25 protein-coding genes are annotated in these 21,461 nt (G+C 47.3%); all 25 read right to left on the reverse strand.

Annotated elements, in window-relative coordinates:
- Positions 1–113: 113 nt before the first annotated feature.
- Positions 114–1,832 (reverse strand): DNA repair protein RecN, encoded by a 1,719-nt coding sequence (gene recN, locus MKY16_RS14310; RefSeq protein WP_069012725.1) that lies wholly within the window; start codon positions 1,830–1,832, stop codon positions 114–116.
- A gap of 58 nt (positions 1,833–1,890) precedes the next feature.
- Positions 1,891–2,340 carry a transcriptional regulator AhrC/ArgR gene (gene ahrC, locus MKY16_RS14315; protein WP_013310809.1) on the reverse strand — a complete coding sequence of 150 codons (450 nt, stop codon included), beginning with the start codon at positions 2,338–2,340 and terminating at the stop codon, positions 1,891–1,893.
- A 16-nt stretch (positions 2,341–2,356) separates the two neighbouring features.
- On the reverse strand, positions 2,357–2,833 hold the full coding sequence (locus tag MKY16_RS14320; RefSeq protein ID WP_340955807.1) for a hypothetical protein: 477 nt from the start codon (positions 2,831–2,833) through the stop codon (positions 2,357–2,359).
- A gap of 155 nt (positions 2,834–2,988) precedes the next feature.
- Positions 2,989–3,840 (reverse strand): TlyA family RNA methyltransferase, encoded by an 852-nt coding sequence (locus tag MKY16_RS14325; protein ID WP_029517267.1) that lies wholly within the window; start codon positions 3,838–3,840, stop codon positions 2,989–2,991.
- Positions 3,841–3,916: 76 nt separating this feature from the next.
- Complete coding sequence (gene dxs / locus MKY16_RS14330) at positions 3,917–5,815, reverse strand: 1-deoxy-D-xylulose-5-phosphate synthase (protein WP_318627127.1); 1,899 nt, start codon at positions 5,813–5,815, stop codon at positions 3,917–3,919.
- Positions 5,816–5,922: 107 nt separating this feature from the next.
- Complete coding sequence (locus MKY16_RS14335; RefSeq protein ID WP_069012726.1) at positions 5,923–6,846, reverse strand: polyprenyl synthetase family protein; 924 nt, start codon at positions 6,844–6,846, stop codon at positions 5,923–5,925.
- A complete protein-coding gene (xseB, locus tag MKY16_RS14340; protein WP_013310814.1) occupies positions 6,818–7,078 on the reverse strand; it encodes an exodeoxyribonuclease VII small subunit in 261 nt (86 codons plus the stop codon). Before xseB ends, MKY16_RS14335 begins: the two co-directional genes overlap by 29 nt.
- Entirely contained in the window at positions 7,068–8,432 is a 1,365-nt protein-coding gene (xseA, locus tag MKY16_RS14345) for an exodeoxyribonuclease VII large subunit (RefSeq protein ID WP_165147057.1), read from the reverse strand. Before xseA ends, xseB begins: the two co-directional genes overlap by 11 nt.
- Before the next feature lie 12 nt (positions 8,433–8,444).
- The gene (gene folD, locus MKY16_RS14350; protein WP_029517261.1) at positions 8,445–9,302 is read right to left on the reverse strand and encodes a bifunctional methylenetetrahydrofolate dehydrogenase/methenyltetrahydrofolate cyclohydrolase FolD; all 858 of its coding nucleotides are present in this window, start codon (positions 9,300–9,302) and stop codon (positions 8,445–8,447) included.
- 37 nt (positions 9,303–9,339) lie between these two features.
- The gene (nusB, locus tag MKY16_RS14355; protein WP_013310817.1) at positions 9,340–9,789 is read right to left on the reverse strand and encodes a transcription antitermination factor NusB; all 450 of its coding nucleotides are present in this window, start codon (positions 9,787–9,789) and stop codon (positions 9,340–9,342) included.
- A gap of 135 nt (positions 9,790–9,924) precedes the next feature.
- Complete coding sequence (locus MKY16_RS14360) at positions 9,925–10,158, reverse strand: DUF2273 domain-containing protein (protein ID WP_023989248.1); 234 nt, start codon at positions 10,156–10,158, stop codon at positions 9,925–9,927.
- A 15-nt stretch (positions 10,159–10,173) separates the two neighbouring features.
- Positions 10,174–10,713, reverse strand: coding sequence for an alkaline shock response membrane anchor protein AmaP (gene amaP / locus MKY16_RS14365; protein ID WP_029517260.1), 540 nt, complete (start codon positions 10,711–10,713; stop codon positions 10,174–10,176).
- Positions 10,714–10,786: 73 nt separating this feature from the next.
- The gene (locus tag MKY16_RS14370; protein WP_029517259.1) at positions 10,787–11,200 is read right to left on the reverse strand and encodes an Asp23/Gls24 family envelope stress response protein; all 414 of its coding nucleotides are present in this window, start codon (positions 11,198–11,200) and stop codon (positions 10,787–10,789) included.
- 125 nt (positions 11,201–11,325) lie between these two features.
- Entirely contained in the window at positions 11,326–12,669 is a 1,344-nt protein-coding gene (gene accC, locus MKY16_RS14375; protein WP_029517258.1) for an acetyl-CoA carboxylase biotin carboxylase subunit, read from the reverse strand.
- Between the two features lie 61 nt (positions 12,670–12,730).
- Positions 12,731–13,222 (reverse strand): acetyl-CoA carboxylase biotin carboxyl carrier protein, encoded by a 492-nt coding sequence (gene accB / locus MKY16_RS14380; RefSeq protein ID WP_029517257.1) that lies wholly within the window; start codon positions 13,220–13,222, stop codon positions 12,731–12,733.
- A 138-nt stretch (positions 13,223–13,360) separates the two neighbouring features.
- On the reverse strand, positions 13,361–14,185 hold the full coding sequence (locus tag MKY16_RS14385; RefSeq protein ID WP_340955811.1) for a SpoIIIAH-like family protein: 825 nt from the start codon (positions 14,183–14,185) through the stop codon (positions 13,361–13,363).
- Between the two features lie 62 nt (positions 14,186–14,247).
- Positions 14,248–14,889, reverse strand: a complete 642-nt coding sequence (gene spoIIIAG / locus MKY16_RS14390; protein ID WP_029517255.1) for a stage III sporulation protein AG — start codon at positions 14,887–14,889, stop codon at positions 14,248–14,250.
- A gap of 16 nt (positions 14,890–14,905) precedes the next feature.
- Complete coding sequence (gene spoIIIAF, locus MKY16_RS14395; protein WP_340955813.1) at positions 14,906–15,676, reverse strand: stage III sporulation protein AF; 771 nt, start codon at positions 15,674–15,676, stop codon at positions 14,906–14,908.
- A gap of 39 nt (positions 15,677–15,715) precedes the next feature.
- Entirely contained in the window at positions 15,716–16,906 is a 1,191-nt protein-coding gene (gene spoIIIAE, locus MKY16_RS14400) for a stage III sporulation protein AE (protein WP_029517253.1), read from the reverse strand.
- Positions 16,907–16,918: 12 nt separating this feature from the next.
- Positions 16,919–17,308, reverse strand: coding sequence for a stage III sporulation protein AD (spoIIIAD, locus tag MKY16_RS14405; protein WP_013310826.1), 390 nt, complete (start codon positions 17,306–17,308; stop codon positions 16,919–16,921).
- An 8-nt stretch (positions 17,309–17,316) separates the two neighbouring features.
- A complete protein-coding gene (gene spoIIIAC / locus MKY16_RS14410; protein WP_010345636.1) occupies positions 17,317–17,520 on the reverse strand; it encodes a stage III sporulation protein AC in 204 nt (67 codons plus the stop codon).
- 12 nt (positions 17,521–17,532) lie between these two features.
- The gene (spoIIIAB, locus tag MKY16_RS14415; RefSeq protein ID WP_029517252.1) at positions 17,533–18,051 is read right to left on the reverse strand and encodes a stage III sporulation protein SpoIIIAB; all 519 of its coding nucleotides are present in this window, start codon (positions 18,049–18,051) and stop codon (positions 17,533–17,535) included.
- Positions 18,044–19,039 carry a stage III sporulation protein AA gene (spoIIIAA, locus tag MKY16_RS14420; protein ID WP_340955815.1) on the reverse strand — a complete coding sequence of 332 codons (996 nt, stop codon included), beginning with the start codon at positions 19,037–19,039 and terminating at the stop codon, positions 18,044–18,046. Before spoIIIAA ends, spoIIIAB begins: the two co-directional genes overlap by 8 nt.
- Before the next feature lie 413 nt (positions 19,040–19,452).
- Positions 19,453–20,706, reverse strand: coding sequence for an aspartate kinase (locus MKY16_RS14425; protein ID WP_165147069.1), 1,254 nt, complete (start codon positions 20,704–20,706; stop codon positions 19,453–19,455).
- A gap of 194 nt (positions 20,707–20,900) precedes the next feature.
- Positions 20,901–21,458, reverse strand: a complete 558-nt coding sequence (efp, locus tag MKY16_RS14430; RefSeq protein ID WP_029517249.1) for an elongation factor P — start codon at positions 21,456–21,458, stop codon at positions 20,901–20,903.
- Positions 21,459–21,461: the final 3 nt, after the last annotated feature.

A 21,461-nucleotide genomic window follows, 5' to 3' on the forward strand; every position in this document is an offset into this window, starting at 1 on the left:
GCTCCCTTTGCTTCTTTCGCTTGACGAGTAAAGGTGGTCGCCAATTGCGTACCTATAAGGTAACCTTGCCCCCAGGCTTTTATAACTGTTAAACATTACGCCGGCCGCTCTTTTCAGGCTTTCTTTCCTTCCGCCAAATTCAGCATTTCCTGTGCGTGATGCAATGTTTTTTCGGTAATTTCCACACCGCCCAGCATCCGTGCCAATTCTTTAACACGCCCGTCCTCCGTAAGTCCCTCAATTTGAGTCATGGTCCGTCCGTCATGAACATTTTTCTCAATAAGGTACTGATGATCTGCCATACATGCCACCTGTGGCAAATGAGTAATGGAGAACACCTGACAAACGGAAGATAAACGATATAGCTTCTCGGCAATGGATTGAGCTGCACGACCACTCACCCCAGTATCCACCTCGTCAAAAATGAGTACTGGAATTTGATCATGACGCGCAAAAATACTTTTCATCGCCAACATGATACGTGATAGCTCACCGCCTGAAGCGATCTTACCAAGTGGACGTAATGGCTCACCTGGATTAGGGGAAATAAGAAATTCAGCATTATCAATGCCCTGCTTGGTAGGTCTTACCTTCAGACCTTTGTACTCATATCCGCGTGGATCTTCAATTGGATCAATGCGCACCTTGAGTGACGTTCTTTCCATCTGTAGGTCTTTTAACTCCTGCTCCACTTGCTCTGCAAGCTCTTCAGCGCAAATTTCACGTGCTTCTGTAAGCTCTTCCGAAATCTCAAGCAAATCGGACAGCAACTCGTCCCGTTTTGCAATGAGCTGCTCCAGCCGCTCATCTTTATTTTCCAGCAGATCGGTTTCCTGCTCAATACGGCTATAGTATTCCAAAATCTGCTCTATACTATCACCATATTTTCGCTGTAATCCGGTAATTTGATTCAAACGTTGTTCCACTTCATGCAGCTTGCCTGGATTAAATTCAATATCCTCACGATAAGAACGTAATTGGAATGCTGCGTCCTCCAACTGGTAAAAAGCAGACTGAATCTGCTCTGCAATGGGCTGAAGGCTTTTGCTGTCATAGTTTTGGACATCGTTCAATCTGGTCAACACGTTATTGATCGTATCCAGTCCACCTCTGCCGCTTAAGAGTTCGTATGCTCCTGATATCCCATCCATCATTTTCTCACTATGGGATAGCTTGACCCGTTCTTCTGCCAATAATTCATCTTCTCCCAATTTCAACTCCGCCGCAGCGATCTCTTCTAGTTGAAATCGGTACATATCCAAAAGCTGATAAGCCTTTTGACTGGAGCTTTGCAGTTCTCTTACTTCTTTTTCCGCTTTGACAAAAGCATTGTAACGCTCCCGATAAAGCGTTTTGACCGGACCGATCACCGAATCACCGAACGTATCCAGCAGCGCCAGATGGCGATCTGCACGTAGCAGGCTTTGATGCTCATGCTGCCCGTGTATATTGACGAGTTGCTCACCTACCTCACGCAGCATCGTTAAATTAACCATCTGGCCGTTAATTCGAGAAGAGCTTTTTCCCTGAACCGTAAGTTCACGACGAATTAGCAAATGCTCCTCCGCATTAGCCTTAATCCCTTGTTCCTCAAGTGTATTCCAAACGGGGTGTTTTACTGGCAGTTCAAACAAGGCTTCCATCTCTGCTTTATCACAACCGTAACGTACTAAATCAGCAGAGCCCCTACCGCCTGCAATTAGCCCAAGCGCATCGATAATAATGGATTTACCAGCACCTGTTTCCCCGCTCAACACATGAAACCCTTTATAAAAATGAACATCGACGGCCTCTACGACCGCCAAATTCCGTATAGACAAAGTGACCAGCATCGTTCTTTCACCTCTATGATGTACAAATTAAAACGCCTAATATGCGTAGCCATTATAATTAGGAAATGTAGCCCATAAGACGATTCACGATAGCTTCGCTGTTTTCTTCCGATCGGCAAATAATCAAAATGGTGTCATCTCCGCTAATCGTACCCATAATTTCGGACCATTCAATATTGTCCAATAAAGCAGCAATCGAGTTGGCTGTTCCCGGCAGACACTTCATCACAATCAGATTGGTTGTGTAGTCAATATGCAAAAAGTTATCAACCAACGTACGTTTCAGTTTCTGGGCTGGATTGTAGCGCTGATCTGAAGGCATCGAATATTTATATCTGCCATCGTCCATTGGGACCTTGATGAGCAGTAGCTCCTTGATATCACGCGATACGGTCGCCTGCGTGACCTGAAAACCAGCCTTACGCAATGCTTCAACCAGATCATCCTGCGTCTCAATCTCATGTTGTGAAATAATTTCCCTAATTTTAATATGTCGTTGACCCTTCATATAATCCTCCTATGGATTAACCTTCATATTCCTCTTCTACGAGGTCTTCCACTAATGTAATAAGGCGAATACTTCGCTCGTCCGTATCAACGTACAATACACCCGCGCAACCCGGATAGAGCAATAAATACGGCATGAGCCTGTCCCTTAAATCAGGACCACTCCACTCCATTGGTTTCTTGCGGCGTGACGTTTTGACCATATATGTCGAACCGTTTCGTACAGCCACGTAGTCTATAAACAAACGGCTATACACGGTATGTCCGTTCACTTTAAAAGCAAGCGGTATTTTCATCTTCCCGCCCACTACTTCATATCCTGCTTCTTCGAGTAGGTCTGTGGCAGGTCCTTCGTCCAAGTCCTCGTTAATCGGTATCGTCTTTAGCACAAGCGGCTCTGGCTCCTTCAACCAGGCACGTAGGCTATACAAAGCCCATATTCCTAATATCACCCCGATCACAGCGATGATAACCGTATCATATCTTGTGTCCATGGACCGATCACCTCATGGACATATTCTAGGACAAGATGTAAAATCCCTTTTCCTTTGTACATCTCATTATAGGCGAACGTGAGTTCTATAATCAATCCCTCACACCAAAAAGAGGTTCCCTTAAGTTCACAGAACTCATGGAGAACCCCTGAATGTTACTTACGCGATGGACCATTATTAAAAGTCTGACCTGCTTCCTGAACGGTACGTTCAATCAGTGGTCTGAAATCCATCTTCTCCAGCTGCGATTCTGCAGCAGGAAACCCATCCAAACGCCAATGCGCTAAAAATTCAATATTGCCTTCTCCACCTGTAATAGGCGAATAAGCCAAACCTTGCAGCGTAAGTCCAAGCTCATGTGCAAACATCAGAATGGTCTGCAACACTTCTTTATGCGTAGCAGGATCACGGACCACACCGGATTTTCCGACCTTTTCGCGTCCAGCTTCGAATTGCGGCTTGATTAGAGCTACAATATCAGCAGGTTGATGCAACAAGGCAAGCAACGGGGGCAAAATAATACGTAATGAAATAAAGGAAACGTCAATACTAGCAAAATTCGGCACGGAACCATTCAAATCCGCGGGTGTCATATATCTGAAATTCGTTTTCTCCATTACGCATACTCGTTCATCATTACGAAGCGACCAATCCAGCTGGTTATAACCCACATCAATGGCGTATACGTATTCAGCTCCATGCTGAAGCGCACAATCCGTAAAACCTCCAGTGGACGAGCCAATATCCAGCATTGTCCTGCCCTTCATATCCAGCTCAAATTGACGGATGGCCTTCTCCAGCTTCAATCCTCCACGGCTTACATACGGATGCACCGAACCCTTAACTTTAAGCTCGCTGGCGCGTGGTACCTTCATCCCCGCCTTCTCGATCCGTTCGCTGTCCGCCAGCACTAGCCCAGCCATAATCGCAGCTTTAGCTTTTTCACGGCTTTCAAAAAAGCCTTGTTCTACAAGTAATACATCAATGCGTTCCTTCGGAACAGACATGTTAATCTCCCTTTAGGCAGCCAGGCTGCTCTTGTCATACTTTTTATAAACGTCATGGTCTTCACTTCAAGTTATCCTATACAGATTGTCCCATGCCATATGCTGGCTCAGCAGCCCATTTACGCAACTTTAAGCATACATCTTCAATGGTGAGACCTACTTCAGCACGCTGCTCTTTGATGGAGCCATGCTCCACGAACAGATCGGGAATCCCCATTAGGCGCACCTGTGCCTCTTGTATTTCGGCTTTAGCGTAAAATTCCAGTACAGCGCTACCCAAGCTTCCTGCTTCAGAAGCTTCTTCCAATACGATCAGCTTCGTATGCTGACGAGCCAGCTCACGCAACATATCCTCGTCCAAAGGTTTCAGGAAACGAGCATTCACGACGCCCACTTGCAAACCTTCCCGTTTCATCGCCTCCGCAGCCTCTGTCGCCACCTGGAGCATCGGTCCTGATGCAATTACAGCAAAGCCCTCACCCTTACGCAGGAGCTCCCAACTGCCGATGGGAATAGCCTGTAATTCTTTATCCAACGGCACGCCAACCACATTAACACGTGGGTAACGATAAGCAATTGGACCATCTTCATAGTCGAGCGCTGTTTTCATCATATGACGTAGCTCGTTCTCATCCTTTGGCATCATAAGCACAAGATTGGGGATATGACGTAAGAATGCCACATCAAACACGCCATGATGAGTTTCCCCGTCAGCCCCAACAAAACCTGCACGGTCAATCGCGAACATCACATTCGCATTATGACGACAGATATCATGCACAATTTGGTCATAAGCACGCTGCATAAAAGTGGAATACACCGCAAACACCGGCTTCATCCCTTCCATTGCCAACGCAGCACACATGGTAGCTGCATGCTGTTCAGCAATACCGACGTCAATCATACGGCTAGGAAACTCTTTACTAAACGGTACCAGTCCTGATCCACCAGGCATAGCAGGTGTGACCGCAACGATGCGCTCATCCTGCTCAGCCAACTCAATCAGCGTTCGGCCGAAAATTTCCGTATACATCGGATTACCCACAGCTTTGAGTACCTGGCCCGATTCAATCTTGTAAGGACTGATCCCGTGCCATTTGTGTGAATCTGCCTCCGCAGGTTTATAGCCCTTGCCCTTGGTGGTTACGACATGCACCAATACAGGGCCAGTGACATTATCAGCCTGCTGGAAGGTTTCGATTAGCTTCGGCAAATCATGTCCGTCCACTGGACCGAGATACGTAAGTCCCAACTCTTCAAACAGTACACCAGGCACCATCATATATTTAAGACTGTCCTTGACACGGCCAGCCGATTTGGCAAGTTTACCGCCGATCGCGGGTATTTTTTTCAGCAAAACTTCCAGCTCATCTTTTGCTCGCAAATAATGACGGTCCGAGCGGATTTTGCTCAAATAATTATGCATGGCCCCTACATTAGGTGCTATGGACATTTCGTTGTCATTCAGAATGACCATTAAATTTTTGCGCTCATGTCCGATATGATTCAACGCTTCGAAGGCCATCCCCCCAGTCAGCGCGCCGTCTCCGATCATTGCAATGACTTTATTGTCCTCGCCCTTCAAATCTCGAGCCAAAGCCATTCCCATTGCGGCCGACAGAGAAGTGCTGCTATGACCGGCTTCCCAAACATCATGCTCGCTCTCACTTCTTTTTACAAAACCACAAAGTCCATCACGCTGACGAAGTGTATCAAAACGGTCCATTCGCCCTGTCAATATTTTGTGTACGTAGGCTTGGTGCCCAACGTCATAAATCATCTTGTCCTTCGGACTGTTATAGCAATAATGCAGGGCGATCGTGAGCTCAACCACTCCCAGATTCGATGCCAGATGCCCCCCAGTCACGGACAGCTTCTCAATCAAAAAGCTCCTGATTTCCTCGGCTAGAGAAGTCAACTCCTCAACCGACAGTGATTTCAGATCGCCTGGTTGCTTTATGTGTGGAAGCAGCACGCATATCTCCCCGCTTTCCTTCAAGTTTGTGAGTAAAGTTAACAAGTATTATATCACACTTTTTGACTGTGCTTAAACGCAGACAAGTCAAAACAGCTCTAACGCAACTAATGATCACGCTTCATCAGGTAATCGGCTATCTCCAGCAAACGAGAAGAATCGGGAATACCACTCTCTATTATCACTCTTTTAGCAGATGCGGTGAGTTCCTCTACCTGCTGCAAAGATGCGTCCATACCAATGAAATACGGATAGGTGACCTTCTCTTGTTCAACATCACTTTGCGTTTTCTTACCCATTTTACTCTCATCGCCTATGAGGTCCAGTATATCGTCCTGTATCTGAAAAGCCAGCCCCAAGTCTCGTCCAAAGCGGCGAAGCGCCTCTAATTGACCCTTGTCCGCCCCACCAATCCGTCCACCTGCCAAGAGCGAGAAAATAATCAAATCAGCAGTTTTATGAAGATGGATATATTCCAGTTCCTCGATCCCCGTCATTCCTTGCTCGCCTGACATATCGGCGACCTGTCCGCCTACCATGCCCCGCGCGCCACTCATTTCGGACAAATCCTCAACTATGGACAATAGCGAATCAGACGAAACACCGTGACGCCGTCCTGCTTGCACAATACTGTAAAAGGCATGGGTCAACAAAGCATCACCCGCAAGGACGGCAACCGCCTCGCCGTATACCTTATGATTCGTCAGCTTACCTCGCCGATAGTCATCATCATCCATGGCTGGCAAGTCGTCATGAATGAGGGAGTACGTATGTACCATTTCTACCGCACATGCCACTGGCAGCGCAGCTTCCCTGCTTCCACCGAATGCTTCAGCAGCAGCGATCACAAGCAGAGGCCGCAGCCGTTTTCCGCCTGCGGTGAGTGAATAATTCATGGATTCTCGAAGAACATCGGGAATGTCCCAATCGGCCGGGAATTGCTCGGTCAGTGCGGACGAAACCGCATCCGTCGTCCCGGTCAAATATTCCTTGAACGACGGTCTATTCAAGTCCTTCACCGCCGTTTTCATCCAGTCCCCCACCAAAAGGCTTCTTGCGCAAATCTCCATCCTCTTCCACGATCATTTCAATTTTACGTTCAACCTGCTCCAGCTTCTGACTGCAAAGTTGAGACAACTTCATCCCCCGCTGGAACAAATCAATGGCTTGCTCCAGAGGAACGTCTCCATGCTCCAGTTGTCCGACAATTTCTTCAAGAGCAGCCATAGCTGCTTCAAAATTCAATTCCGTTTCATTCGCCACCGTGCTTCGCGTCCTCCTTCATTCCCCATACTTGGCAGTCCAACTGCCCATCACTCACTTTAATCTTGATGGAATCTCCCGGCTGTACGTCTTTGAGCGACTTAATCAGCCGTTTTTCCTGCTCATCGTATACCAAGCTATAGCCTCGGGCCATGACTTTGAGTGGGCTCAGCGCATCCAGTTGACGAATTCCCGTGTGCAACTGCTGCCGTCCCGTTTTCGTAATAGCACGCATCGCAGACTCCAGCTGACGTTGCGCCATATCCGTCTGCTTGCGTGCTGAACGAATTTGTTCACGCGGATTAAACCGTTCTAGTACCTGACGCATACGTGCGTTCTTTTCTGCGTTCAAACGAGAACGGTTACGCGCTGCGCGGATTAGACGCTGATGCAGCATGTCCATTCGCTCTGCATGCTGTAGCATATAGCGGCGTGGGTGCAGCAGGACTGGTGAACGCTGAAGCCTCGCCAAGCGTACACGGCTGGTTTCCAGCCGCTGCCGGAGGGCGTTGCGCAACCGTTGCTCCCGCTGGAGCAGCTGATCCCGTAGCTCTGCCTGATTAGGCACGGCCAACTCGGCTGCTGCGGTTGGCGTTGCCGCACGTAAGTCAGCCACAAAATCGGCAATGGTAAAATCCGTTTCGTGTCCAACTGCCGAAATAACCGGAATGACCGATGCGTAAATGGCGCGCGCAACCGCTTCCTCATTAAACGCCCACAGTTCTTCCAACGAGCCACCTCCCCGTCCGACAATCATCACCTGAACCTCTTGCATACGATTCATAGTTTCAATTGCCTTGACGATCGAGGGGGCGGCACCTTTTCCTTGTACAAGCACAGGATACAACACAATTCCAGCCTGCGGGTATCGCCGCTGAAGTGTCGTAATAATATCACGCACAGCCGCTCCAGTCGGTGACGTAATCACGCCAATGGTTACTGGATGGGCAGGGAGGTTACGCTTACGAGCAGTATCAAACAGTCCCTCTGCATCCAGCTTTTGCTTGAGCTGCTCGTAAGCTAAATAAAGGCTTCCTATACCATCAGGCTGCATTTGAGTCGCATAAAACTGATATTGTCCATCTCGTTCGTACACGGATACGTTTCCCCGGGCAATAACACGCGTACCTTCTTTCGGTACGAAAGGGAGCCGCTGATTATGGGTTGCAAACATAATCGAACGTATGCGGCTCCCCTCATCCTTGAGCGTAAAGTACATGTGACCACTTGAATGATGCGTAAAATTAGAAATTTCCCCGCGTATCCATACATCAGACAGCACCTGATCCGACTCCAATTTCATCCGGATATAACGATTCAGGTCCTTTATAGAGTAAATACGTTGTTCAGCCACAGGCAGCTGTCCTTATGCCAAACCGTGCGACCGCTTGGCCGCTACGAGCGTATTTTGCATCAGCATCGTAATTGTCATCGGCCCTACTCCGCCGGGAACAGGCGTAATCGGACCAGACACTTGCTTCACGCTCTCAAAATCAACGTCCCCCGCCAGCTTTCCGTTCTCCAGACGGTTCATCCCTACATCTATCACTACCGCTCCGGGCTTCACGAACGAAGCATCAATAAAGTTGGCTTTGCCGATCGCAACGACTAAGATATCTGCTTGTCGACTTAGGTCCGCAATATTCGCTGTACGGGAGTGGCACATCGTAACCGTAGCATTTTCACGCTGCAACAATAAAGACACTGGCTTGCCCACGATATTACTGCGACCAATAACTACCGCATGTTTACCGGCTATCTCCACTCCAGCACGCTTAATTAACTCAATGACTCCAGCAGGAGTACAAGGCAATAGACTATCGTCACCGATGACCAAATTCCCTACGTTCACCGGATGGAATCCATCCACATCCTTCTCCACTGCAATCGCGTCAATGACAGCTTTTTCATGAATATGCTTTGGCAACGGCAGTTGCACCAAAATTCCATGGATGGTACTTTGATGGTTCAGCTTGTTTACCAGTTCCAGTAATGCTTCCTGCGAAGTATCTGCTGCCAACCGATGAACCTCGGAGTAATAGCCGAGATCATGGCATGCCTTTTCCTTGTTTTTAACATACACTTGCGAAGCGGGATCTTCGCCTACCAATACAACAGCCAGTCCGGGTTGAAAGCTGTGCTCTTTCAGACGAATGACCTCTTGCTGAATGCTTGCGCGAATATCCTGAGAGATTTGTTTACCATCAATGATCGGTGCTGACATGTTTTACCACTCTCCAACCTGATTCAGTAGTCTCTACTTAAAAACGTGCTTTCAATTGCTCCAGTTCTTGTATCACTCGTCCCAGTACACCATTAACAAATTTACCGGATTCCTCGGTACCAAAGTGCTTCGACAACTCAATCGCTTCATTAACAGCTACCTTGGCTGGAACATCCTCACGGAAAATCATCTCATATGCCGCAAGCCTTAAAATTTGACGATCTACACGTGAAAGTCTGCTGATCTGCCAGCCTTTAAGATAATCCACCAGCAGCCCATCAATGGCTTCCTTGTGCTCCCACGTACCCCGCACATGCTCCAAGACATACGCTCTTAACACTGCTGCATTTTTAACGACAACTTCCGCTTCGTTTTCCTCAGCGGCTTCCTGAAGCAACATGTCCACGGCTGCTGCCGCATCCACTTCATTCATTTCCATATGGTACATACTCTGTACCGCTAATTCCCTCGCCAGACGTCTTTTCATGCCCTGCCTCCTACGCTTGCCTATATCTATTTTTCATTCTAACCAATTTCCACAAAAAAACCTGTGAACGCATCCTCCAAAACGTTGGGCGCAAAGAAGCTACAGCTCTATTTTGGAGAACACGTATCACAGGGTTCATTTAAAAGGACGCCAACGTTGCGACAACCAATCGCCCCATTCCTTCCAAGGGAGGAATGAACCGAGCGCTGAATCGCTACGTCTTCCTAGCGTATATCCGATGAACACCATCAATGCAAAGAACAACATATTCCAAAAGCCTGCCCACAAATAAATAAAACCGAAAAAAATACCAGCCGTGATCCCCATGATCCGGCCCTTGTAACTTCCCCATATTTCTTTCCAGGGCATCAGGGAAAATCACCTCTATTCCACACGACTCTTAAAGCTGGGTGACTGAGAAACATTAGCGATGTACACCGATACATTGGACACAGGAATTCCTGTAATTTCTTCCACATGATCGTGTACCCCCTTTTGTACCTCGGAGGTTAACACCGGAATGGAGCTTTCCCCGTCTACAACCGCCCGAATCGTAATATCAAGTCCCGAATCCAACACACGAACGCGTGCTTTCAAATCCTGCATCCCGCGAAATCGGGAAGCTGCTTTGAGGCACAGATTTTCAATGGTATCCACTGAAATCTGAATGTCACCGTATTCCGTTCGTTGATCAATAGAATGCTGTACGGTTTGGTTCCGTCGAATAGAGATATAAAAAAAACGAAGACTCAATAACAACAGAACCCCTGCAATAATCAGGCTGGTAAACCACACTACTCGCTCATCCTCAATACTTAAAACATACGGAATGGCCCCGCTCAGGAGGAGGATGGCGAGAATGGAAATAATTCCGATACTTAAGCTGTACAAGAACAGCAGAAGTCTGTCCATAACTTTAGCCACGAAACGCACAGCCTCCTTAAATTAGAGTAAACCCTCGACCCATAAGGGTCGGGGGTTTGTACAAAGTATCGCTCTATTTAACCCGTCCGGCGCCCAGCACTTCCGGCTCTTCTACTTTATCGGCATTTTTAAATTGAACATCATGAATTTGCACGTTCACTTCAACAACGTTAAGACCTGTCATGTTCTCAATCGAACGCTTAACATTATGCTGAATAGCAGCAGCCACCTCAGGCAGACGGTTACCGTACTCAATAATGACGGAGACGTCTACAGCAGCTTCACGCTGTCCGACTTCCACTTTTACACCTTTAGATAAATTTTTGCGGCCTAGCAGTTCGGCAAACCCACCAGCAAATCCGCCACTCATTCCCGCAACGCCCGGTACCTCAACGGTAGCCAGTCCGGCAATGACTTCAATAACTTCTGGGGCAATTTGAATCTCCCCAATTTCTGTACGTTCGAATTCGGTTGGCACTGTGCTCATACCTTCAACACCTTTCGGTCAAAATAAGTTTCATTCCAGCTTTGGATTTCAAAGCAGACATGCTCACTTATTATCCATACTATATCATTTGGCGTTCATTATGACAAACGGAGGAAATATACCGATTAAACTTCGTTTTCCTCCAAAAATTTAATATCAAAATCGCCTTTAATAAAGGTCGGATGCTCTAGCAAGCGCTGATGAAAAGAAATCGTTGTGGGTATGCCCTCAATAGCAAACTCAGTCAAAGCCCGCTTCATTTTGGCAATTGCATCCTGCCGTGTAGGTGCCCACACAATCAGCTTGGCGATCATAGAGTCATAATAAGGAGGAATGCTATAACCTGGATATACTGCACTGTCTACCCGTACCCCAGGACCGCCTGGAGGCAGATAAAATCCGATTTTACCCGGTGCAGGCATAAAATTACGATCCGGATCCTCAGCGTTAATACGGCACTCTATCGCCCAACCATTGATGGTGACTTCTTCCTGCGTAAAGGAAAGCGGATGCCCTTCAGCGACAGAAATCATTTCCTTAATCAGGTCTACACCGGTAATCATTTCTGTTACGGGATGTTCTACCTGAATACGTGTATTCATTTCCATGAAATAGAAATTGTTGTCCGGGCCGAGCAAAAATTCGAGAGTACCTGCACCAGAGTATTGAACGGCCAAAGCTGCACGAACAGCTGCCTGACCCATTTCTTCACGGACATCCTGTGAAAGTACAGGACATGGTGCTTCCTCCAACAACTTCTGACGACGACGCTGCACAGAGCAGTCCCGTTCGCCCAAATGGGCAACATTACCATGCTTGTCCGCTATGATCTGTATTTCCACATGTTTCATACCGGTCAAATATTTTTCTAGGTACACACCCGCATTGCCAAATGCTTTTTGCGCCTCCTGCTGAGCGGTAGTGATTTGCTGAATGAGGTTATCCTCATCTTCGGCGATACGAATACCTTTACCTCCGCCACCTGCTGTGGCCTTGATAATTACCGGATATCCGATATCACGTGCGATGCCGATCGCATCCTGCAAATCCTCAACCAGCCCGTCTGAACCCGGAATAACTGGAACTCCGGCATCCTTCATGGTCTGCTTAGCTACGGCCTTATCTCCCATTTTGTTAATGGCTTCAGGAGAAGGACCAATAAACGTAATATTACACGATTCGCAAATTTCAGCGAAGTCTGCGTTTTCCGCCAAAAATCCGTAACCTGGATGAATGGCATCACATTCAGTCAATGTAGCAACGCTCATCAGATTCGTAAAATTAAGGTAGCTGTCCTTAGATAGCGTCGGTCCGATACAGTAAGCCTCATCTGCGAGACGCACATGTAACGAATCCTTGTCAGCTTCCGAATATACAGCAACTGTCGAAATATTCATTTCGCGGCAAGCGCGAATGATACGAACCGCAATTTCTCCACGATTCGCAATCAATACTTTTTGAAATGTCATGACTTTATCCTCCCTGGGAGCAGTCTTGCCGAACCCTCAAAAGAGGGTGCAAACAAGCTTTTTACTCCGGTTTCACAAGGAACAATGGCTGGCCATACTCGACCAACTGTCCGTTTTCGGCCAAAATTTCCACAATTTCGCCCTTCACTTCAGCTTCCAGCTCGTTCATCAGCTTCATCGCTTCAATGATACATACCGTTGTTTTTTCGCCCACTTTGCTGCCGATACTCACATACGGAGCCGTATCCGGTGATGAAGAACTATAGAAAGTGCCTACCATCGGAGATACGATTTTATGTAGATTGCTTGCATATTCCCTCGGTTCTCCAGCAGTTGTAGATCCAACATCGGACTGTACTTGTGGATTTGGAATAACAGCTTGTGGTGCCACTGCATAAGCAGGTGTTGCCACAGGAGCCTGTACTGTAACGATTTCGCTTTTGCCCGGTTTCCGGATCAACAAGCGAGTTCCTTCATTTTCAATTTCAAGCTCATGCACAGACGTTTCATCCACCAGCTTGATCAATTCCTTAATCTCGCTTAATTTAAACATCTCTATTAATCACTCCTTCAGCATTTTGCCGGTTGCTGATAACATTGTTGAAACAGCTTTATGTATTATATCACAATCATTAAAAATAGAAAGAGCCCGGAATAATGCAGAAATCCGGGCTTTTTCGCGTTTTTTGTCTTATTGTGTAACATATTGGACACTGATCTTATCCTGCGTTACATTCAGTTCCTTCATGACTTTGTCGACAATTGTTACCGCTTGCTTAGCATCCAATTTTTCACTCAGAACCACTACTTTGTATTTATCAGCGTCTTCCTCACGGACGACCGCATTGGCGAACTGTTGCTGAAGCTCTTCTTCAATTCCAGTAATTTTAGCCTGCTTATCTTCAAGTACATGTAATTCCTTTTGAGCCTCCGCAGCTTTCTTTGGTGTGCTGTCGTTCATTGCGGTAGTCAGTTCATCATTTTTCTTCTGATTTTCCACGTCCCGTTCCAGCAAATAGTTGTCAATCACAGCTGCTGCTGTAGGTTGGGCAGCTTGATCAGTTGCCACTTGATCCAGTACCTGCTGGTCGGTTTTGGCTGTAGAGGCTGCTTTGTCGTCACTTTGTGCTGTCGCGTCCGTCTTAGTCGCTGTTGTGTTTTGATTGGATGTCGCCGGTTCAGTAGTAGGGGTAGCTGCCGTACCTTTGTCGCCTTTTGAGTTTTCTGTTGCTGGGTCAGTTGTAGAAGCCGTATCCGACTTTGTGGAATTTGCTGATGCTCCATCAGTTACTTCTCCATTCGTCACTACTTCGTTTACCTTCAGTTCGTTCAATTGTTCCTCTGCCTTCGTCGTTGCTTCCTGTGCAGCATCCTGCTTATCCTTGCTCACTTGCTCGCTATCGGCTACTGGTGGATTTGCAGGGCTTGAGTCCTCCGTAAACAAATAATACGCAGACAGCACGACCATTAAACTCAGCATGGACACCAGCCAAACGGTTTGTCTTTTATTATTCATGTTCCGTCCTCCATATTCATTAATGGTTTAAAATATAAACTTCTTTGTTCCTGAATTCCAAATTATCCCTGCTTGCGCGGTACGACTGAAATTTTGTAGGAAGGTACATTTAGCCCCTTCTGTACAGCATCGACAATTAGCTGCTTCACTGTAGGGTTTTCTGCCCCCATAGCCACAACAAGCACTCCCCTCACCTGCGGTTTTACTTTTTTTGTCACAATCGGGGTGTGCTGACCACCAGATGATTCATAGGTGACAATTTCGCCATCACGTGTATATTGAGTAGTGTGCCGTTGTCCACCATTGGCGTCCGTCTCATTGTTCTCTTCCTGCATGTCCTTTACATTGCGTTGAACGATAACTTCTTCGGTGGAGTCTACCGTAACCATGACATCAACGGTTCCTACGCCAACAATCTGCTCCAGCATCTGTTTCATATTGTCCTCAAAAACCTTCTCAATCCCGGCAAAAGAACTTTCTTCACCTGTTGTTGTCTCTAACGTAGGCTCATTTTTCATCACGCCAGGCGGCTCACGCCCTACGTTTTCTGGATCAACCTTTTTTACATTAACGAATGAATTAAAGAGCATAATCGCTACACCGATAAGGCCAAGAATAAGCAACCAACGAAATGAATTGAACCTTTTCGCCCCATCCGCCCCTCCACCCAGCCATTGCTCCAGCTTTTTCAGCCATTTGCTCATTTCTGCTCACCTCCTGTTACCATTCATGTGTTCCATCCTGCGAAGAAAGCACCTGAACATTTTTGCTATCTATCCCCCATTTTTCACGTAAAAGTCCTGTAATTAAGCCAAATGCTTTCGTATCTGTTGGCTTTCCGTCCTCAACAGTTTTGTCAGGATTACGATCATCCTCTCGCGTTCCTTCATTAAAATCTGAAGTTTTTGCATGTGTTGGCTCTACACGAATATTCACTGTCTTTTCGGCTACAGGCTCCACCATAATCGGCTTGACATCTGCACCAGGCGAGACGTCTGTGTTTTTCTTTTCTTTTTCTGGCTGCTGTTCTGCCAATTGGACCACTACCGACTGGACACCCGTTCCTGCCTCCAGCCCTGATTCCTCCTGTTGAATCTTTGCAAGGGTAACCTGGACCGACTGAATTGCTAACCCAGTATACTGTTCCAACTGTCCTTTCATTTCCTTAGCTACCTCTTTGCCAGCCCATTGCATGGAGCTTTGTTCTTGCTGTAGCTTTAACTGGCTGCCTTTTGCTAGAATCTCCTCCAATGTCGGTTCCCTCTTGCCTGTCTCAGCCTGACGTTGAAGATCCAATGCTCGCCCTAGAACCTCGGAAGGACTGGTGCTCAGTAAGCGCACGACCGGAGACAGCAACGTCAGCAGAATAAGCAGGCTGAGAACGAGTTTGACATATCTCTCCATAGATCGGCTCGGTAAGATCATATCGACAAAAGAAGCCAGCAACACGATTAGCACCAGTTCCTTGAGCCAGCCTCCCAGCCAGGTCACGTCACTCTCCTCCCCCCTTGTTGGTTTACGTGCATTGGTTCACCTCATCATGACTGTCATATTGCCTGCTGCGAGCATGACTGTAATTGCAAGGAAGGACATCAATCCCACTGCTGCCAGCGCCGCGAAAACATAAATCATGCTCTTGCCGATCGCATCCAGACATGCCACGATAGGCGTATCACCCAAAGGCTGCATGATCGCTGCTGTCACTTTATAAATGAGCGCCAGCGTCAGAATCTTGAGGGCGGGAAAGGCGCATAGGAACAAAATAATAATGACTCCTACCAGACCAATGGCATTTTTAACGAGCAGCGAAGCCGAAATAACTGTATCTGTCGCATCTGCCAACGCCTTGCCGACCACCGGAACAAAGCTACCTGTAATATATTTGGCTGTACGGATCGTTAATCCGTCAGTAACGGACGATGTCAAGCCTTGTACCGAAATGACTCCTAGAAAAATGGTCAGCAGCACTCCCAGCACTGCTACTCCAGCGTTCCGCAACAGATCGGCTAGCTGGGTCAGCTTGTATTTGCCCGTCAGCGAGTTGACCAAGTACAGCACAGCCGAGAAGAACAGCAGCGGGAAAACCAGCGTATGAATGACTGTTCCGACTGTGTTGATCATAAATACAATCAGCGGGTGGGTCACCGAAACTGTTACGACGTTCCCCATCGAGGCTAGCATAGTAAACAGCAAAGGCAACATTGCCATCATGAAGTGAATCATGCTATCAATCGCTTCTTTGGCATAACCAATCGCTACACTAAAGCTATTAATCGCCAAAATGATAATGACCATGTATACGATAGCGTAGGCCACTTTGCTGACCTGTTTGCTTTCAAAAGCGCTTTGTAGCGTTTCCAGCACCATACTCATAATGCTGAGCATGACGATGGTGACGAGCAACTTGGCATTTACTCGGATTTCATGGATGAAAAAATCAGCTATAGCGCTCAATACACCCTTTATGCTGAACCCTTCACCGCCTGGAAGCAGCATGTCCATGAAGGAAGGCGTTTTCTGATCAGGGAAAAATCCGCCATATTGCTGCATGAGCCCGTCCCAATAATGTTCTACTTCATCTTTGGGCATTTGCTCCGCCTGCTGTCTGATCCATTCGTTTGTCGGTGTATCTGCAAAGAGGAACGCAGCCGAGGCACACCATAGACATAGCAGCAACATTGCAATTACTTTGAGATTCGGCATGCCCCCCAGCCTTTTCATGGCATCACCCCCTCAGGCGGGCATCAGCTTCAGAATGGTATCAATAATAATGCTGATAATTGGGATTGCGAGCACCATAATGAGTACCTTTCCGGTAAGCTCAATTTTGGAAGCAATCCCGTCTTGTCCTGCATCCCGAACGATTTGCGCTCCAAATTCAGCAATATAAGCGATACCGATTATTTTCAAGACGGTTTTAAAATAGATCATGTCCATGCCTGAAGACCGGGCCAGTCGCTCCAGTACAGCAACCACAGATCCGATCTTGCCAATCAGCAGCAAAAAAATGACGATTCCCGCAGCTGTTGCAATCAAAAAGGCAAACATCGGCTTCTGTTCCTTAATGACTAAAATAAGGACTGTGGCAATGAGGGCGAAGCCCACCACCTGAATAATTTCCATGTGTCCACCTACTGAAAAAGAAAGATAGATTTGATCTCTTGCAGAAGGTTATCCAGCATTCGCACCACCATGAACAGGACCACGACGAAGCCGATGACCGTTACCCAGTGCGCCATGTCTTCTTTGCCCATTTGCTTTAATACGGTATGAATCATAGCGATAATAATGCCAATTCCGGCAATTTGGAAAATTGCGTTCACTTCTAAATTCATTCGAGCACCCCGCTAATAGATCAAAATGACGATCAATGCTCCGATCAGCAGTCCCAGGCTCCTGCTCATACGCTCGTACCTCACCTGATCTGCCTGCGCCTGCGCTTCCTCATGGGATAACTGCTGGATGGTCAACGCAATGTGCTTGATCTGGTCTTCACGGTCGCTGGTTCCAAGACTGTAAGCAAGCTGCCGCATCGCTTCCTTCTCGGCTTGCTTCATAGAGGAACGGCTCCACGAGTCTTCAATGGCTTTATGCAAGCTTTCTCTGGCAGTCAGGCCAAAAGAGGGGTGCATCCAGCGTGAGGCTTGCTGAAACAGAGTGCGTAAGGGCTCTCGCAAGGGCTCTCCTGTCTTGGCGAAAGCATCTGGTAGCGGAGACACCCCGTAGGAAACCTCGGTGGTCAATCTTTGCAGCGCAAGAATCAACTCCCTGATTTGCCGCGGCCTCATTGCAAACTGCCTTGCCCGTTGCCAACCTGCCAGCGTAGCGGCCAGTATAACCAAGGCTGCACCCAGCAGCTTAAGCATAGGAGATGCCCCCATTCTGCCCTTCTCCAGACAGTGTAAGCCTGCGTTGCTTGGCATCTGCCAGTCGGAATGAGACGCCCCGGCTCGTCCGCTCCAGCATGACGTAGAGTTGAAATAGCTCTTGTCCTGTAGTTAATCCAGCAAAAGCAGACCGGGTCGCCATTTCAGCCACATCGCGACCATGTGCGGAAGCAATGACTGCAATGCCTGCATGGAGCGCTTCGCGCACCGCCTCCGCATCTTCCGGTCGTCCGATTTCATCAACAATGAGGACATCCGGTGACATCGAGCGGATCATCATCATCATGCCTTCTGCTTTCGGACATCCGTCCAATACATCGGTGCGAGGCCCGACATCAAAACCCGGGATACCTTTGTGACTACCAGCGATCTCAGAGCGTTCGTCTATAATGCCTACCTTGAGTCCATTCCGTCGCCCCCCATGGCTTTCCATCCCTCCGTAACTGAGTTGCCGAGCCAAGTCCCTAAGCAGTGTCGTTTTGCCATGCTGAGGAGGGGACAAAATGAGGGTATGCCGGATTTTCCCGGACATTCGATCTGCTACATAAGGCAATATCCGATCAGCTATGCCGGGAATTGCACGCGCAATTCTTACATTAAAGCTGCTTATATCCCTCAAATGCTCCACTCGTCCTCGGTTGAGCACGGTTCTCCCTGCCAAGCCAATACGATGACCGCCAGGGATCGTAATAAACCCTTTACGAAGCTCCTCTTCCATCGTATAGAGGGAATGATTGCTGATAAAATCCAGCAGTCGGTGGGCATCCTCACGGTCAGGCTTATAGGCTTCCACAGGGTTCAAAGTCAGCTGACCAGCAGACGTTACAAAATGATGTTCACCGTTTGCATTAATTTCCAACGGCCTTCCTTCCCTGACCCGGATTTCTTCCAGTTGCTCAAATACCGTTTCTGGAAGCCTTCCGAGTATACCGTGCAACGGTTCGGGAAATAACTCCAGCCATTCCATACCGATGCAGCCCCCTCACAGTTGTCCTTTTTCTTTAAGACAAGTCTATGGTTGACTCTCGCTTTTTATGCCGAAAATATATTGAAAACCTAGGCAAACTTTTGCTAACTCCTATCAACGCTCAACAGACCTTTCTCCCGCTTGTTTAAGCACCATTCTCTAATTTGCACAAATAAAAAAGGGCCTCTCAAAGCCTTGTCGGCTAAGGGAAACCCTTGGGTAGAAAAGATAGATTCAGAAAAAAAGAGGCTGCCCCTCAGTTTAACTCTCACTGATGGAACAACCTCTTAACCTACTGCTGTATTCTATGATTTATCAAACTATAAATAGAAGGCATATAATGTATCAACCTTTACCTGTCATAAGCATCGTTCACATTAGCCATATTCAGTGTCTAGATCACGTTGCAGTTATTAACGACGGTCTTTCGGTCCACCCACAAACGCTTGCTCCTCGGTGTCCAGGTTATAAGCTGTATGCAACGCCTGAATAACCTCATGAAGCTTACCCGCTTCAATTACACACGATACTTTGATTTCAGATGTGCTTACCATTTTAATGCTAACGCCTTGCTCTGCCAGTACGGCAAACATTTGCGCAGCAACACCCGGATGGCTAACCATTCCTGCACCTACAATGGAAACCTTCACCAAGTTTTCCTCAGACGTTACTTCACGGTACGGAAGCTCTCCACGAATACCTTCCAGCGTCTCCAGCGCCGCTTCACGATCCGTCAGAGCTACTGTAAAGGAGAAATCCGCTTTACCAGCTTCAACCCCGCTCTGTACAATAATGTCTACATCAATTTTGGCTGCCGCCAGTGTTCCAAATACTTTCGCCAGTACGCCGGGAATATCGGCGACGCCCAAAATACTGATTCTTGCTACATTTTTATCATATGCAATCCCACTGACTACAACGCCTTGTTCCATTACTGCATCCTCCTTTACGACCGTTCCTTCATTATGGTTAAAACTGGACCGCACGATCAGCGGTACCCGGTTATGTTTGGCATATTCTACCGCACGAGGATGCAATACAGCTGCACCCAGATTAGCTAATTCCAGCATTTCATCATAAGAAATTTCTTTTAGCTTACGAGCAACCTTCACGATCCGTGGATCTGTTGAATAAATGCCGTCCACATCCGTGTAAATTTCACAGGCATCCGCTTGAATCGCCGCCGCCAGCGCAACCGCCGTCGTATCAGATCCACCACGTCCCAACGTCGTAATGTCTCCCTCTACAGACATCCCTTGGAAACCAGCTACAACAACGATCTTGTTGCTGCTCAGTGCATCCAGCACACGCTGAGGTTGAATATCCGTAATCCGTGCTCGACCAAAGTCAGATTCAGTACGGAAACCAGCCTGCCATCCCGTAAACGATACCGCTTCATGACCCAACTGCTGAATAGCCATCGACAACAAGGCGATTGAAATTTGCTCACCTGTCGTCATCAACATATCCAACTCACGTGCAGGCAACTGCTCATTCAACAATTTGGCCTGGTCAATCAGTTCGTCTGTCGTGTCTCCCATTGCGGAAACGACCACTACACATTGATGCCCTTCACTCTGTTTCTCCACAACGCGTTTTGCCACGCGTTTCATGCGCTCCGTGTCACCGACGGAACTGCCTCCGAATTTCATGACATACAAAGACAACGATATTCACTCCCTCAGACTCAGTATGTAACCTTGAGATGGCACCCAACGACTTGAACGTGACATCCTGCGGAATAACTTTAGTACAGTATAATACGAAAGTGCTGTGCGGAGCCATTGTTTTTTAATATTAGTGCTTATAAAAATATCCCCTGCCCTTCACAAGGACAGAGGAAATCTAAAAGCAGCAAATTTTATGCGCGAGACATGTATTTGCCGTCACGTGTATCAATTAACAATACGTCATCTTGGTTAATGAACAAAGGAACTTGAACATTCAAACCCGTTTCCAATTTGGCATTTTTGGTAGCACCTGTAGCTGTATTACCTTTAATACCTGGTTCTGTTTCGATTACTTTGAGTTCCACGCTGGTAGGCAGGTTAATACCCAGGATTTCGCCATTATAGCTAACGATATTTACATTCATGTTTTCTTTCAGGAAGTTAAGTTCCCATTTCAGTTGATCGCTGGACAATGTGAATTGATCATATGTTTCATTATCCATGAATGTATGATCGTCTGCACTAGCATACAGATAAGATACACCGCGGTTTTCGATTTGCGCCCGACCGATCGTTTCACCCGCACGGAATGTACGTTCAACGGTGTTACCGTTACGCAAGTTTTTCAACTTGGAGCGTACGAATGCTGCACCTTTACCCGGTTTTACGTGTTGGAAATCCAGCACCGTAAAAATATCTCCGTCTACCTCGACGGTCAAACCTGTTTTAAAATCATTAACGTTAATCACTAA

The sequence above is a fragment of the Paenibacillus sp. FSL L8-0641 genome (assembly GCF_038006265.1).
GTDB classification, from domain to species: Bacteria; Bacillota; Bacilli; order Paenibacillales; family Paenibacillaceae; genus Paenibacillus; species Paenibacillus polymyxa_D.